The 14,224-nt window shown below is 73.8% G+C and carries 13 protein-coding genes and 1 tRNA gene; 2 read left to right on the forward strand and 12 right to left on the reverse strand.

Features of this window, described 5'->3' with window-relative positions; genetic code table 11:
* Positions 1–7 precede the first annotated feature (7 nt).
* The 9 genes from prmC to MRBLML1_RS06795 form a co-directional block, all read right to left on the reverse strand.
* Complete coding sequence (gene prmC, locus MRBLML1_RS06755; RefSeq protein WP_364513306.1) at positions 8–859, reverse strand: peptide chain release factor N(5)-glutamine methyltransferase; 852 nt, start codon at positions 857–859, stop codon at positions 8–10.
* Entirely contained in the window at positions 856–1,929 is a 1,074-nt protein-coding gene (gene prfA / locus MRBLML1_RS06760) for a peptide chain release factor 1 (protein ID WP_364513308.1), read from the reverse strand. Before prfA ends, prmC begins: the two co-directional genes overlap by 4 nt.
* A 97-nt stretch (positions 1,930–2,026) precedes the next feature.
* Positions 2,027–2,242 (reverse strand): 50S ribosomal protein L31, encoded by a 216-nt coding sequence (gene rpmE / locus MRBLML1_RS06765; protein ID WP_364513311.1) that lies wholly within the window; start codon positions 2,240–2,242, stop codon positions 2,027–2,029.
* 125 nt (positions 2,243–2,367) lie between these two features.
* Positions 2,368–4,083, reverse strand: a complete 1,716-nt coding sequence (gene rho, locus MRBLML1_RS06770; RefSeq protein WP_364513314.1) for a transcription termination factor Rho — start codon at positions 4,081–4,083, stop codon at positions 2,368–2,370.
* A 200-nt stretch (positions 4,084–4,283) separates the two neighbouring features.
* The gene (thrB, locus tag MRBLML1_RS06775; protein WP_364513317.1) at positions 4,284–5,201 is read right to left on the reverse strand and encodes a homoserine kinase; all 918 of its coding nucleotides are present in this window, start codon (positions 5,199–5,201) and stop codon (positions 4,284–4,286) included.
* Positions 5,202–5,206: 5 nt separating this feature from the next.
* Entirely contained in the window at positions 5,207–6,265 is a 1,059-nt protein-coding gene (thrC, locus tag MRBLML1_RS06780) for a threonine synthase (protein WP_364513320.1), read from the reverse strand.
* Positions 6,262–7,569, reverse strand: a complete 1,308-nt coding sequence (locus MRBLML1_RS06785) for a homoserine dehydrogenase (RefSeq protein WP_364513323.1) — start codon at positions 7,567–7,569, stop codon at positions 6,262–6,264. The genes thrC and MRBLML1_RS06785 overlap by 4 nt, the downstream gene beginning before the upstream one ends.
* A 156-nt stretch (positions 7,570–7,725) precedes the next feature.
* Entirely contained in the window at positions 7,726–9,060 is a 1,335-nt protein-coding gene (locus MRBLML1_RS06790; RefSeq protein WP_364513326.1) for an MFS transporter, read from the reverse strand.
* Positions 9,057–10,001 carry a zinc-binding dehydrogenase gene (locus MRBLML1_RS06795; protein ID WP_364513329.1) on the reverse strand — a complete coding sequence of 315 codons (945 nt, stop codon included), beginning with the start codon at positions 9,999–10,001 and terminating at the stop codon, positions 9,057–9,059. Before MRBLML1_RS06795 ends, MRBLML1_RS06790 begins: the two co-directional genes overlap by 4 nt.
* Before the next feature lie 36 nt (positions 10,002–10,037).
* Here MRBLML1_RS06795 and soxR point away from each other — a divergent pair, with 36 nt between their 5' ends.
* Positions 10,038–10,499, forward strand: coding sequence for a redox-sensitive transcriptional activator SoxR (gene soxR, locus MRBLML1_RS06800; protein ID WP_364513332.1), 462 nt, complete (start codon positions 10,038–10,040; stop codon positions 10,497–10,499).
* A gap of 37 nt (positions 10,500–10,536) precedes the next feature.
* On the opposite strand, the gene lysA is transcribed toward soxR, so the two are convergent.
* The gene (lysA, locus tag MRBLML1_RS06805; protein WP_364513335.1) at positions 10,537–11,922 is read right to left on the reverse strand and encodes a diaminopimelate decarboxylase; all 1,386 of its coding nucleotides are present in this window, start codon (positions 11,920–11,922) and stop codon (positions 10,537–10,539) included.
* Positions 11,919–13,586, reverse strand: a complete 1,668-nt coding sequence (gene argS, locus MRBLML1_RS06810; RefSeq protein WP_364513337.1) for an arginine--tRNA ligase — start codon at positions 13,584–13,586, stop codon at positions 11,919–11,921. Before argS ends, lysA begins: the two co-directional genes overlap by 4 nt.
* Positions 13,587–13,677: 91 nt before the next feature.
* Here argS and MRBLML1_RS06815 point away from each other — a divergent pair.
* Positions 13,678–13,750, forward strand: a tRNA-Arg gene (locus MRBLML1_RS06815).
* A gap of 17 nt (positions 13,751–13,767) precedes the next feature.
* Here MRBLML1_RS06815 and MRBLML1_RS06820 read toward each other — a convergent pair.
* Complete coding sequence (locus tag MRBLML1_RS06820) at positions 13,768–14,208, reverse strand: hypothetical protein (protein ID WP_364513340.1); 441 nt, start codon at positions 14,206–14,208, stop codon at positions 13,768–13,770.
* Between the last annotated feature and the right edge of the window lie 16 nt (positions 14,209–14,224).

A 14,224-nucleotide genomic window follows, 5' to 3' on the forward strand; every position in this document is an offset into this window, starting at 1 on the left:
CATCCTCTCATCGCGGGGCACGGGCGGTGAGGTAGCGGGCCCGGCCGGCGAGGTCGCGGTGGTCGCGGACCTCCTCCCAGCGGCCGCCGTCGCTGAACACCGCGGGGGCCGCCTCGCCCTGCACGTCGGCGTGCTCGACGCCGACCACGCCGCCCGGGCGCAGCAGCACCAGGCCGCGGCGCGCGAGCACCCGGATCGCGTCCAGGCCGTCGTCACCGGAGAAGAGCGCCAGGTGCGGGTCGTGGTCGCGGGCCTCGACGGCGACCGACTCCCACGCCTCCAGGGGGACGTACGGCGGGTTGCTGACCAGCACGTGCACCTGCCCCGCCAGGTCGTCGAACGCCGTGGCCAGGTCGCCCAGGCGCAGGTCGACGCCGGTGCCGGCCAGGTTCCGCTCGGCCCAGGCGTGGGCCGCCGGGTCCAGCTCGACGGCGTGCACCCGCGCCTCGGGCACCTCCTCGGCGATGCTGCGCGCGATCACCCCGGAGCCGGTGCACAGGTCCACCACGACCGGGCTCTCCCCTGCCGCGAGCACCTCGCGGGCCCGGTCGACCGCCCAGCCGGCGAGCAGCTCGGTCTCGGGACGCGGGACGAAGACGCCGGGGCCGACCTGCACCTCGACGTGGCGGAAGGCGGCGGTCCCGGTGAGGTGCTGCAGCGGCTCACGGGCGGCGCGGCGGGCCACCAGGTCGTCGTACCGGGCCAGGGAGGTGGGATCGACGTCGTCGACCAGCGGCAGCCGGGAGCGGCTCGTGCCCAGGACGTGCGCGAGCAGCTCGGCGGCGTCGTGCTCGGGGCTGGCCACGCCGGCCGCGGCCAGCCGCTCGGCCGCCGCGCGGACCAGCACTCGGGCGCTCATTCCTCGAGCGCGGCCAGCCGGGCGGCCATGTCGGCCTCCACGCAGGAGTCGAGGACCGGCTGGAGGTCGCCGTCGAGGACCTGGTCGAGGTTGTAGGACTTGTAGCCGGTGCGGTGGTCGGAGATGCGGTTCTCCGGGAAGTTGTAGGTGCGGATCCGCTCGGAGCGGTCGACGGTGCGGACCTGGCTGCGCCGGGCGTCGCTGGCCTCGGCGTCGGCCGCGTCCTGGGCCGCCTGGAGCAGCCGCGCCCGCAGGATGCGCAGCGCCTGCTCCTTGTTCTGCAGCTGCGACTTCTCGTTCTGGCAGCTCACCACGATGCCGGTCGGCAGGTGGGTGATCCGCACCGCGGAGTCGGTCGTGTTGACGCTCTGGCCACCGGGGCCCGAGGAGCGGAAGACGTCGATGCGCAGGTCGTTGTCGTTGATCTCGACGTCGACCTGCTCGGCCTCCGGCATCACCAGCACGCCGGCGGCGCTGGTGTGGATCCGGCCCTGCGACTCGGTCACCGGCACCCGCTGGACCCGGTGCACCCCGCCCTCGAACTTCAGCAGCGCGTACGGCGTCTGGCCGGCCTCGGCGCTGCCGGTGCTCTTCACGGCGACGGTCACGGACTTGTAGCCGCCCAGGTCGGACTCGGTGGCGTCGAGGACCTCGGTCTTCCAGCCACGGCGCTCGGCGTAGCGGCTGTACATCCGCAGCAGGTCGCCGGCGAAGAGCGCGCTCTCCTCGCCGCCCTCCCCGGACTTGACCTCCAACAGCGCGTCCTTGTCGTCGGCCGGGTCACGCGGGACCAGCAGCCGGCGCAGCCGCTCGGCGGCCTCCTCCTGCTGGGCCACGAGCCCGTCGACCTCCTCGGCGAACGCCGGGTCGTCGGCGCCGAGCTCCCGGGCCGCCTCGGCGTCCTCGCCGGCCTGCCGCCACTCGCGCCAGGTCGCGATGATGGCGTTCAGCTCGGCGTACCGGCGGTTGAGCGTGCGCGCCAGCCGGGCGTCGGCGTGGGTCTCGGGCAGGGCGAGCCGGGTCTCCAGCTCGGCATGCTCGGCGAGCATCCCCTCGACGGCTTCGAACACCTTGGCTCCTCGTGGTGCAGGAAAGAGGTCAAGAACCCCAGCGGACAAATGACGAGCGCCGGCCCACCCCGTGGGGTGGACCGGCGCTCGGAGGCAGCTACTTCTTGGCAGCCTTGGCGTAGCGGGCCTCGAAGCGGGCGACGCGGCCGCCGGTGTCGAGGATCTTCTGCTTGCCGGTGTAGAACGGGTGGCACTGCGAGCAGACGTCGGCGTGGATCGAGCCGGAGGTCGCGGTGCTGCGGGTGGTGAACGTGGCACCACAGGTGCAGGTCACCTGGGTCGCGACGTACTCGGGGTGGATGTCCTTCTTCATGGGTGTCCTCTCAAAGGGGCCCGGGTCGCCTCGCGGGATGCGGACGTGAACCGGAGCCAACGGGAGATCTTACGGCGAGATCCCTCGGCTCCCCAAACCACCGGGGAGCCGAGGTTGTTCCTGCCTCAGCGCCGCTGGAGCTTGACCAGCAGCTCGTCGTTGGTCGGGCTGTTGCGGACCATGCCGATCAGCTGCTCCAGCGCCTCGGCGGCGTCCTTGCCGGCCAGCTCGGACCGCAGCGCGGCGTGCACCGCCTGCTCCTCCCTGGTGAGCAGCTGGTCCTCGCGGCGCGTGCCCGAGGCCCGTACGTCGACGGCCGGGAGCAGCCCGCGCTCGGCCAGCTCACGGCTCAGCTGCAGGCGCAGGTTGTCGGTGCCGGTGAGCTCCTCCAGCACGGCCTCGTCCATCTTCGAGCCGTCGACGAGCGCCGTCGCGAGGATGGTGAGCGAGCCCCCGTTGTCGATGTTGCGGGCGGCACCGAAGAGCTTCTTGGGCGGGTACAACGCGGCCGCGTCGACGCCGCCCGGCAGGATCCGGCCGCTGGCGGGCGCGGTCAGGTTGTAGGCCCGCCCCAGGCGGGTCAGCCCGTCGAGCAGCACGACGACGTCGTGGCCCAGCTCGACGAGGCGCTTGGCCCGCTCGATCGCGAGCTCGGCCAGCGTCGTGTGGTCGGCGGCCGGACGGTCGAAGGTGCTCGCGACGACCTCGCCCTTGACGGCGCGCTGGAAGTCGGTGACCTCCTCGGGACGCTCGTCGACCAGGACGACCATCAGGTGCGCCTCGGGGTTGTTGGCCGTGATCGCGTTGGCGATCGCCTGCACGGTCGCGGTCTTGCCGGCGTTGCTCGGCGCGAGCACCAGGCCGCGCTGGCCCTTGCCGATCGGGGTGACCAGGTCGATGACCCGCGCGGTCACGGCGTCCGGGCCGGTCTCCAGACGGAGCCGGTCGTTGGGCGAGACGGGCGTGAGCGCGTCGAACTCGGCGCGGTTCTTGGCCTGCTCGGGGTCCACCCCGTTGACGGTCTCGATCCGCACCATCGGGTTGAACTTCTCGCGCCGCTCGCCCTCGCGGGGCTGGCGGACCTGGCCGACGACGGCGTCACCGCGGCGCAGGCCGTACTTGCGCACCATCGACAGCGACAGGTAGACGTCGTCGGGACCGGCGAGGTAGCCGCTGGTGCGCACGAAGGCGTAGTTGTCGAGCACGTCGAGGATGCCCGCCGCCGGGACGAGCACGTCGTCCTCGCGCACCTCGGTGTCGGGCTCGCGGCCGGCGCGGGTCGTCCGGTCGCGGTCCCGGCCGCGGCGGCGGCGGTTACGACGGCTGCCGCCCTCGCCCTCGCCGTCGTCGCCCTCGTGGGCGTCGTCCTCGGCCTGGTTGCGGGGCTCGTCCTGCTTCTGGTTCTGCTTGTTCTGCTGGTTGCCCTGCTTCGGCTGGTTGCCCTGGTTGCCCTGCTGGTTGCCCTGGCGCTGCTTCTGGCCGCCCTGCTGGCGGTTCGGCTCGGCCTTCTTCGGCTCCTCGGCCTTCTTCGGCTCCTCGGCCTTGGGCTGCTCCTTCGGCCGCTCGGCCTGGGGCTGGTCCTTCGGCTGCTCCGCGGGCTGCTGCTTCGGCTGCTGCTTCGGCTGCTGCTTCGGCTGCTCCGCCGGCTGCTTCGCCCGGGGCGCACCCTGGCCGGCCTGGGAGGCCTTGATGGCCTCAACCAGGGCGGCCTTCTTCATGCTCCCGGCGCCCGGGATGCCCATGCCGTTCGCCATCGCCTTGAGGTCGGCGAGCAGCATGGAGTTGAGTCCACCGGCGCGCTTCTTGGGCGCCTTCTCGGTGGAGTCGGAAGTCTCGGTCACGTGAGCCCTTTCCCACGTCATGCCCGTCCCGGCGGCGGCGACCCGCCACCCGTGACGGCAACTGGATGGATCCGGCACGGACGACCACACGGGACGAGTCCAGCGGGTCCGGCCGGGCCGGAGAATCGGCACGTCCGAGCGGACGTGCGGCGCGCCGACGAGTGCGACGCTCCGTCAATGTACCACCGCGCGCCGGTGGCTCAGCGGGTGTCCGCGGGCGTGGCGCCGGCCGGGGTCACGGCGAGTGCCTGCGCGGCCCAGCCCGCGGGACAGCGGGCGAGCAACGCGGTGGCGGCCGTCGTACCGGGGCCGTCGGTGAAGGCGAGGACCGTCGGGCCCGCGCCGGAGACCACCGCGGGCACCCCGTCGGCACGCAGTGCCTCGACGAGGGCGAGGCTCTCGGGCATCGCCGGGCGGCGGTAGTCCTGGTGCAGCCGGTCCTCGGTCGCGCGCAGCAGCTGCTCCGGGCTCTGCGAGAGCGCGGCGACCAGCAGCGCGGCCCGGCCGGCGTTGGCCGCCGCGTCGCGGTGCGGTACGTCGGCCGGCAGCAGCCCGCGCGCGGCCTCGGTCTCGACCGGGGTCGGCGGGACGAAGACGACCGCACCGACCCGCGGGTCCACCGCGCCGGGCACCGCCCAGAACGAGCCGTCGGGGTCCTGCCCGGAGATCACGAAGCCACCGAGCAGGGCCGGGGCGACGTTGTCGGGGTGCCCCTCCATCCGGGCGGCGAGGTCGAGCAGGGCGGTGTCGTCGAGCAGCAGCCGGCCGCCGGCGACCAGCTCGCGGGCCAGCCACACCCCACCGACGATCGCCGCCGAGGAGGAGCCGAGACCGCGCGCGTGCGGGATGACGTTGGTGCACGACAGGCGCAGCCCGGCCGGCGACTGGCCGAGCCGCTCGAAGGTGGCCCGCATGGCCCGGACCACCAGGTGCCGCTCGTCGAGCGGGACCTCGCCGGCGCCGTACCCCTCGACCTCGACGAACAGCCCGCCGCCGGTCACCTCGGCCTCCAGGCTGTCGCAGAGGTCGAGCGCCAGGCCGAGGGTGTCGAACCCCGGGCCGAGGTTGGCCGAGGTCGCCGGGACGCGGACCCCGACGGGGCCCTCCACGAAGGTCATCGGCGTCAGAGGCCCGCGGCGTGCGCGGCCTGGTCGACGTCGGCGTCGACGACCGAGTCCGGCAGCGCCAGGCCCTCGAGCGCGGTGGCGATGTCCTTGAGGCCGTGACCGGTGACGGTGATCGCGACGGTGGTGCCGGCGTAGGACTCCCCCGCGGCGAGCTCGGCCAGCAGCCCGGCGATGCCGGCGGCGGAGGCGGGCTCGACGAAGACGCCGTCGCTGGCGGCCAGCTCCTTCTGCGCGGCGAGGATCTGCGCGTCGGAGACGGCGGCGAAGCGGCCGCCGGACTCGTCGCGGGCGGCCTCGGCGAGCTTCCACGAGGCGGGGTTGCCGATCCGGATGGCGGTGGCCGCGGTCTCCGGGTCCGGGAAGGGCTCGCCGGTGACCAGCGGGGCGGCGCCCTCTGCCTGGAAGCCGCGCATCACCGGCCGCTTGGTGGCCCGGCCCAGGGCGGCGTACTGGGTGTAGCCGAGCCAGTAGGCCGAGATGTTGCCTGCGTTGCCGACCGGCAGCAGGTGGAAGTCGGGGGCGTCGCCGAGGAAGTCGACGATCTCGAAGGCCGCGGTCTTCTGGCCCTCGAGGCGGTGCGGGTTGACGGAGTTGACGAGCGCGACGGGGTACTTCCAGGCCATCTCGCGTGCCATCCGCAGGCAGTCGTCGAAGTTGCCGCGGACCTGGATGACCTGTGAGCCGTGCAGCACGGCCTGGGCCATCTTGCCGGCGGAGATCTTGCCCTCGGGCACCAGCACGACCGGGGTGACGCCGGCCTTCGCGGCGTAGGCCGCCATCGAGGCCGAGGTGTTGCCGGTCGAGGCGCACACGACCGCCTTCGCGCCCTCGTGGACGGCGACGGAGAGGGCCGTGGTCATGCCGCGGTCCTTGAACGAGCCGGTCGGGTTGTTGCCCTCGACCTTGAGCCACACCTCGGCGCCGGTGAGCCCGGACAGCCAGTCGGAGTGGACCAGCGGGGTGCCGCCCTCACGCAGGGTGACGGCAGGGGTGTCCTGCGGGATCTCGAGGAGGCTGCGGTACTCCTCGATCACGCCGCGCCACTGATGGGTCATTCCTCGACTCCCTCGACGCGCATCACCGAGGTGACGTCGCGGACGATCTCCATGCCCCGCAGGTGCTCGACGGTGGCGGCCAGCGCCGCGTCCGTCGCCTCGTGCGAGACCACGACGAGCTGGGCGTCGTTGCCCCGGCCCTCCTGGCGGACGGTCTGGATCGAGACCCCGTGCTCGGCGAACGCCAGCGCCACCGCGGCCAGTACACCGGCGCGGTCGTCGACGTCGATCGCCACGTGGTAGCGGGTGCGGGTCTCGCCCATGGGCAGCACCGCACGGTCGGCGTACGCCGACTCGCCCGCGCCGCGCGTGCCCTGACGCTGGTTGCGGGCGACCGTCACCAGGTCGCCCAGGACGGCGCTCGCGGTGGGCGAGCCACCGGCGCCGGGGCCGTAGAACATCAGCTGGCCGGCGGCCTCGGACTCCACGAACACCGCGTTGTAGGCCTCGCGCACGCTGGCCAGCGGGTGGGAGCGCGGGATCATCGCCGGGTGCACCCGGACGCTGACGCCGGGGTCCTCGCCGGCACCGCCGGGCACCAGCTCGGCGATCGCGAGCAGCTTGACGACGCTGTCCATCTCGCGCGCGGAGCGCACGTCGCCGGCGGACACGTCGGTGATGCCCTCGCGGTGCACGTCGGCCGCGGTCACCCGGGAGTGGAACGCCAGGCTCGCCAGGATCGCGGCCTTGGCGGCGGCGTCGAAGCCCTCGACGTCGGCGGTCGGGTCGGCCTCGGCGTAGCCGAGCGCCTGGGCCTCCTCCAGCGCGTCGGAGAAGCCGGCGCCGGAGGTGTCCATCTTGTCGAGGATGAAGTTCGTGGTGCCGTTGACGATGCCCAGCACGCGGGTCACCCGGTCACCGGCGAGCGACTCGCGCAGCGGGCGCAGGATCGGGATCGCGCCGGCGACGGCCGCCTCGTAGTAGAGGTCGCGGCCGGCCTTCTCGGCGGCCTCGAAGAGCGTGGGGCCGTCCTCGGCGAGCAGCGCCTTGTTGGCCGTGACGACCGACGCGCCGTTCTCCAGCGCGGACAGGATCAGCGAGCGCGCCGGCTCGATGCCGCCGATCACCTCGATGACCAGGTCGATGTCGTCGCGGGCGACCAGCGCGGCCGCGTCGGTGGTGAGCAGCTCGGCCGGGACGTCGACCTCGCGCGGGGCGTCGAGGCGTCGTACGGCGACACCGGCGAGCTCCACCCGGGCGCCCACCCGGGCCGCCAGGTCGTCCGCCTGCTCCCCGAGGAGTCGGACCACCTGCGACCCCACGGAGCCACAGCCGAGCACGGCGACCTTGAGGGGACTGTTCACCAGGTGATCGTATCGGCGCTCCGGTCGGGCACCGTCAGCGACGGCAGAACGCGGACAGACGTCCGGCACTTGTAACTACGTGTTCATGCCTCTACCAGGGTGGTCGACCACCCTGGTAGAGGCCACAACACCCGGGTAGACGCCCGCGGTGGGCCGTCAGAGCCGCCTCGCCGGGACCGACGCCAGCGCCGCGACGACCGCGGCGGCGAGCACCAGCCCGGTCGCCGCGGCGCCGGGCGCGCTCTCGGCGAGGGCGGCGAAGACGACGCCCCCGAGCGCCACCCCAGCACCGTTGGTGAGGTAGTCGTTGAGCTGCAGCGCCGAGGACACCCGCCCCTCCTCGCCGTCGGCCGCGGTGGCGAGCGCGAGCACCGACAGCGTGGAGAAGGCCATCCCGATGCCGAGGCCGGCGACGCCCCAGGCGAGCACCACGACGAGCAGCGGTACGCCGGGCACCGACACCGTCGCGAAGCCCCCGACCCCGGCCGCGAGCAGTCCCGCGCCGAGCCGGACCCGGCGCGGCTGGTCGGCGAGCACGTGCCACCGGGCGGCGAGCACCGCTCCCCCGGACCAGCTCACCGCGGAGACCGTGAGCACCCAGCCGGCCTGGGCGATGGTGAGGTCGCGCTGCAGGACCAGGAGCAGCGGGACGTACACCTCGGCGGCCGCCATCGACGTGCTGATCGCCGCCCGGCTGCCGAGCACGGCCGGCAGCCCGGGACGCAGGCTCCAGGAGCCGGGCGGGAGCAGCCGGTGTCCGGCGACGGCCATCGCGAGCAGGCCCGCGGCGACGAGCAGCGGCCAGGCACGCACGACCTGCTGGCCACCGAGGCTGACCGCGAGCGCGCCACCCGCCGCGACCAGCGCCCAGCGCAGCCGGCCCGGGACCGGGGCGGCCGACCCCGGACGGGAGGGCGCGTCCGCGACGAGCAGCCATGCGGCGAAGGCCAGCAGCGGTACGCCGAGGAAGACCCACCGCCAGCCGAGCCGGTCCGCCACCTGCGCGGCCAGCACCGGTCCGACGAGCGCGGGCAGCACCCAGGCGGTCGTCAGGACCGCGAACACCCGCGGCCGCAGCGACTCGGGGTAGGCCTGCGCGATGACGACGTAGAGCGCGACGCCGATCAATCCGCCGCCGTAGCCGTGCACCAACCGTCCGACCACGAAGACCGGCATGTCGGGCGCGAGCCCCGCGACGAGCACGCCGGCGCCGAAGACGACCAGCCCGATGCGCAGCGCCGGACCGGGACCGAGCCGGTCGACCTGCGGCCCGCTCGCGGCGAGCGCGACGATGCCGGCGGCGAGCGGCGCGGCGAAGGCGACGGCGTACCAGCGCAGGCCGTCGAGGTCGGCCGCGACCTCGGGCGTCACCGTCGACACCGCGAGCGCCTCGAAGGCGAACAGGAAGGCCAGCGAGAAGACGCCGAGCGTGGTGCGCGCGTGCCGGCCCCGCCACGGCGAGACCACCGTGGCGTCGGTGAGCGCGGTCACCGCCCGACCGCCAGCACGACCTTGCCGAGCGTCTCGCGGGCCTCCAGCGCCTCGTGCGCGCGGGCGGCGTCGGCGAGCGGGAACACCGAGCCGACGTACGGGACCCGGCTGCCGTCGGCGGCCGCCTCGAGGGCGGCCTTCTCCAGCTCCGGCACCCGGCTCGCGAGAGCGGGGCCGAGGACGTCGACGACGGTGCCGCCGTCGTAGCCCTCCTGGTCCCCGGAGAAGCGGACGGTCCGCCCGCCGGGCGCGAGCATCGCGTGCACGGTGCGCGGCACCTCTCCGCCGACGCCGTCGAGCAGCACGGTCAGTCGCGGCTCCGCGGCACGCAGCACGGCGGGCCACTCGGGGTCGCGGTAGTCGATCGTGGTCTCGGCGCCGAAGCGCCGCGCGACGTGCAGCTTCGGCCCGCTGGCGAGGCCGACCGCGCGAGCGCCGGCGTTGCGCGCGCCCTGCAGCAGCAGCGTGCCCAGGCCGCCGGCCGCCGAGGTCACGACCACGACGTCGTCGGCGGTCAGGCCGGCGAGGTCGAGGATGCCGGCGGCGGTGCGGCCGGTGCCGATCGCGGCGACGGCGGTCGCCGCCTCCATCCCCGGCGGTACGACGTGCAGGCGGGTCACGTCCGCGACCACCCGCTCGGCGTACCCACCCCGGCCGGTGGGGCCGAGGTGGACCACCACCCGCCGGCCGAGCCACCCGTCGTCGACGACCGCGCCGAGCCGGTCCACGACGCCGGCGACCTCGCGCCCGGGGACCATCGGCAGCTCCGGTGCGGCGACGGTCGCCGGGCCGTTGCCCGCCCGCAGGTAGGTGTCGAGCAGGTGGACCCCCGCGGCCTCCACGGCGATCCGGACCTGCCCGGACCCCGGCTCGGGGTCCGGGAGCTGCTCGAGGCGGAGGACGGAGGCGGGGCCGAAGGCATGGTGCCGGATCGCGTGCATGTGCTCATCCGACAACCTCAACTAAGGTTGAGGTCAATGAGCGAGAGCAACCGGGAGATCCGGACCCACGACCTGGCACCGGGCGAGGTGGCGCGGCGGGCGGGTGTCACCGTGTCCGCGCTGCACTTCTACGAGCGCGAGGGCCTGATCGACAGCGTCCGCACGGCCGGCAACCAGCGCCGCTACCACCGCGACGTGCTGCGCCGGGTCGCCTTCGTCCGGGTCTCGCAGGGCGTCGGCATCTCGCTCGCCGACATCCGTGCCGCACTTGCCACCCTCCCCGAGGGCCGCACGCCGACCAAGGCCGACTGGACCCGGCTCTCCCGCTCGTGGCGCACCACCCTCGACGAGCGGATCGACCGGCTGGAGCGCCTGCGCGACACCCTCGACGACTGCATCGGCTGCGGCTGCCTGTCGATGCGCTCGTGCGCGCTCGCCAACCCCGGCGACGCGCTGCGCGAGCACGGCGACGGGCCGGTGCGCCTGCTGGGCCGCTGAGCGCTCCGTGCGCCGGCGCACGGGCCGGCGAGCGGACTCAGCCGAGGTCGGTGGCGAGCAGGTCTTCCTCGGTCTCGCGGCGCACGACCACCCGCGCCACGCCGTCCTTGACCGCGACCACCGGCGGGCGGAGGGCGTGGTTGTAGTTGGAGGCCATCGAGCGGCCGTAGGCACCGGTCGCGGGCACGGCGACCAGGTCACCGGGAGCGACGTCGCCGGGCAGGAACTCGTCCTTGACCACGATGTCGCCCGACTCGCAGTGCTTGCCGACGACCCGCGCGAGCACCGGGGCGGCCGAGGAGGTCCGGGACGCCAGCGTGCAGGAGTAGTCGGCGTCGTACAGGGCGGGGCGGAGGTTGTCGCTCATCCCGCCGTCGACGCTGACGTAGGTGCGGGTGGCGCCGCCGTCGAGCGCGACCTCCTTGACCGTGCCGACGGTGTAGACGGTGCACATCGAGGGGCCGACGATCGCGCGGCCGGGCTCGATCGACAGGTGCGGCACGGCGATGCCGAGCGCCGCGCACTCCGCGGTCACGATCTTGGTGATCTGCTCGGCCAGCACCGCCGGGTCGGCCGGGTCGTCCTGGGTCGTGTAGGCGATGCCGAAGCCGCCGCCGAGGTCGAGCTCGGGCGAGACGTGGCCGAGCTCGGTCGCGACCCGGGCGTGCAGGGCGAGCACGCGGCGCCCGGCGACCTCCCAGCCGGAGGTGTCGAAGATCTGCGAGCCGATGTGGCTGTGCAGCCCGCGCAGGTCGAGGCCGGCGTGCCCCAGCACCCGCGAGACCGCCTCGAAGGCCGCGCCGGAGGAGATCGAGAAGCCGAACTTCTGGTCCTCGTGCGCGGTCGCGATGAACTCGTGGGTGTGCGCCTCGACGCCCGCCGTGACCCGGACCATGACGCCCTGGACCACCCCGAGCTGGCCGGCGACGTCGGCGAGCCGCTCGATCTCGTCGGAGGAGTCGACGATGATCCGGCCGACGCCCGCCGCGACCGCTCGCCGCAGCTCCATCGCCGTCTTGTTGTTGCCGTGGTAGCCGATCCGGGCCGGGTCGACACCGGCGCGCAGGGCGACGCTCAGCTCGCCGTTGCTGCACACGTCGAGGCTCAAGCCCTCCTGGGCCACCCACCGGGCGAGCTCGGTGCACAGGAACGCCTTGCCGGCGTAGTAGACGTCGTAGCCGTCGAAGGCGTCGCGGAACGCGCGGGCCCGGGACCGGAAGTCGTCCTCGTCGAGGACGTACGCCGGGGTGTTGACGTCGGCGACGAGGTCCGGGACCGCCAGCCCCCCGACGTGCAGCACGCCGTCCGCCTTGCGCGCCGTGCTCGACCACAGGGCGGGCACCAGGGCGTTGACGTCGGTGGGCTCGCGCAGCCAGTGCGGCGAGGTCCCGGCGAAGTCGCCGGGCGGGACCCGGCCGCTCACATCCGCTCCGGCGCCGAGACGCCCAGCAGGTCCAGGCCGTTGGCGATGACCGTGCGCGTGGCGACCGTCAGCACGAGGCGGGCCTCGTTGACCGGCTGCACCGGCTCGTCGCCCTGCGGCAGCATCCGGCACTCCTTGGTGTCGTACCACTTGTTGAACACCGACGCGGTGTCCTCCAGGTAGCGCGCGACCCGGTGCGGCTCGCGCAGCTCGGCGGCGCTCGCCACCACCCGCGGGTAGTCCGCCAGCGCGCGCAGCAGCTCGCCGTCGCGCTCATGACCGAGCAGGGCCGGGTCGAAGTCGTCGGGCAGGCTCATGCCCAGCTGCGCGGCGTTCTCGACCATCCGGCAGGTGCGCGCGTGGGCGTACTGCACGTAGTGCACGGGGTTGTCGTTGGTCTGCTTGGTGATCTCGGCGACGTCGAGGACCAGCGGCGAGTCCGCCGGGTAGCGGGCCAGGGAGTAGCGCAGGGCGTCCACGCCGATCTCGTCGGCCAGCTCGTCGAGCGTCACGATCGTGCCCTTGCGCTTGGAGAGCTTGAGCTCCTCGCCGCCCTGCATGATCTTCACCAGCTGGCCGATCATCACGTCCAGGGTCTGGTCCGGGTCGTCGCCGACGCACGCCGCCATCGCGCGGAGCCGGCCGACGTAGCCGTGGTGGTCGGCGCCGAGCAGGTAGATGCAGTGGCCGAAGCCCCGCTCCCGCTTGTCGAGGTAGTAGGCCGTGTCGGAGGCGAAGTAGGTCAGCTCGCCGTCGGACTTGATGAGGACGCGGTCCTTGTCGTCGCCGAAGTCGGTGGTGCGCATCCACAGCGCGCCGTCCTGCTCGAAGACGTGACCCAGGTCCTTGAGCCGTTGCAGGGTCTCGGGCACCGAGCCCGACTCGTGCAGGGAGAGCTCGGAGAACCAGACGTCGAAGTGGGTGTTGAAGCCCTCGAGCTGCGCCTGCTGCTCGGCGAGCTGGATCTCGTAGCCCTTGGCCCGCACGGCCGCGCGGCGCTCGTCGGCGGGCAGCTCGAAGATGCCGGGACTGGCCGTCGCGACGGCCTTCGCGAGGTCGTCGACGTAGCCGCCGGCGTACCCGTCCTCGGGCTTGGGCTGGCCCAGCGCCGCGGCGATGATCGAGTCCGCGAAGTGGTTCATCTGCACCCCGCGGTCGTTGATGTAGAACTCCCGCGTCACCTCGGCTCCCGCCGCCGCGAGCACCCGCGCGATCGCGTCGCCCAGCACCGCCCACCGGGTGTGCCCCAGGTGCAGCGGGCCGGTCGGGTTGGCGGAGATGAACTCGATGTTGATCTTCTGACCCGCCAGCGTCTCCGCCCGGCCGTACGACGCGCCCGCGGCCACGATCTCCGCGGCCACCTTGCCCTGCGCGCCCGCCTCGACGGTGATGTTGAGGAAGCCCGGGCCCGCCAGCTCGACCGCGGCGATCCCCTCGGCCGCGCGCAACCGCTCCGCGAGCTGCTCACCGAGCGCGCGCGGGTTGGTGCCGGCCTTCTTGGCGAGCTGCAGCGCAACGTTCGTCGCGTAGTCGCCGTGCCCCTTCTGCCGGGGTCGCTCCACCGTGACCTCCGCCGGTACGCCGTCGGGCAGGGTCAGGGCACCGTCCTCGACGAGCGAGGAGAGGGCCGCGACGATGGTCGTGGAGAGCTGGGCAGGAGTCACCCCGCAAGCCTATCGGCGCGTGCCGGTTTCCTTCGCGCCGATATCGCCCGGTAGTGTTCGGGATCGCATCGCCGGGCCCGCCCGGCGACATGCCTCCGTAGCTCAGGGGATAGAGCACTGGTTTCCGGTACCAGGTGTCGCAGGTTCGAATCCTGCCGGAGGCGCTCCTGCTTTCCGGGTGTCAGTCCCCCGCCGGCTCCGGCCGGCGTACGACGCACGCCAGCGCCCGCACCGCCTTCTGCAGGTCGGTGAGCTCCTCGATCCCCTGCGCGTCGTAGGGCCAGCCCTCCTCGAAGGCCTCGTCGACGACGGCCTGGGCCAGCTCCTCGATCTCCTCCAGCTGGCTCAGCCGGCCGCGGACCGGGGTCTCCCCCACGGTGGCGCGGCGCTTGCGGACCTTCTCGACGTCGCGCAGGCGCACGACCTCGACGCCGTCGGCGAGGCCCGGCTCGCCGAGCAGGGCGAGCTCGACGTGCCGCTCGCCGAGGTCGACGACGAAGCCGGTGAGCGGCTCGGCGTCGCGCAGGTGCAGCTCGACGTGGCGCTGGTCGGCGACCGCCTCACGCAGGCGGCGGACGACCTTGTGGCGGCGGTGGCGCGCGTGCTTCGACTTCCTGCTCACCCGGCCATCGTGCCCT

The sequence above is a fragment of the Nocardioides sp. LML1-1-1.1 genome, from assembly GCF_040676175.1.
Classification (GTDB): Bacteria; Actinomycetota; Actinomycetes; order Propionibacteriales; family Nocardioidaceae; genus Nocardioides.

Coding starts and splice junctions, on each gene's coding strand:
- prmC (WP_364513306.1), bottom strand. CDS start 859: ATGAGCGCCCGAGTGCTGGTCCGCGCGGCGGCCGAGCGGCTGGCCGCG.
- soxR (WP_364513332.1), top strand. CDS start 10,038: ATGAGCGAGAGCAACCGGGAGATCCGGACCCACGACCTGGCACCGGGC.
- thrC (WP_364513320.1), bottom strand. CDS start 6,265: ATGACCCATCAGTGGCGCGGCGTGATCGAGGAGTACCGCAGCCTCCTC.
- rpmE (WP_364513311.1), bottom strand. CDS start 2,242: ATGAAGAAGGACATCCACCCCGAGTACGTCGCGACCCAGGTGACCTGC.
- MRBLML1_RS06795 (WP_364513329.1), bottom strand. CDS start 10,001: ATGCACGCGATCCGGCACCATGCCTTCGGCCCCGCCTCCGTCCTCCGC.
- thrB (WP_364513317.1), bottom strand. CDS start 5,201: ATGACCTTCGTGGAGGGCCCCGTCGGGGTCCGCGTCCCGGCGACCTCG.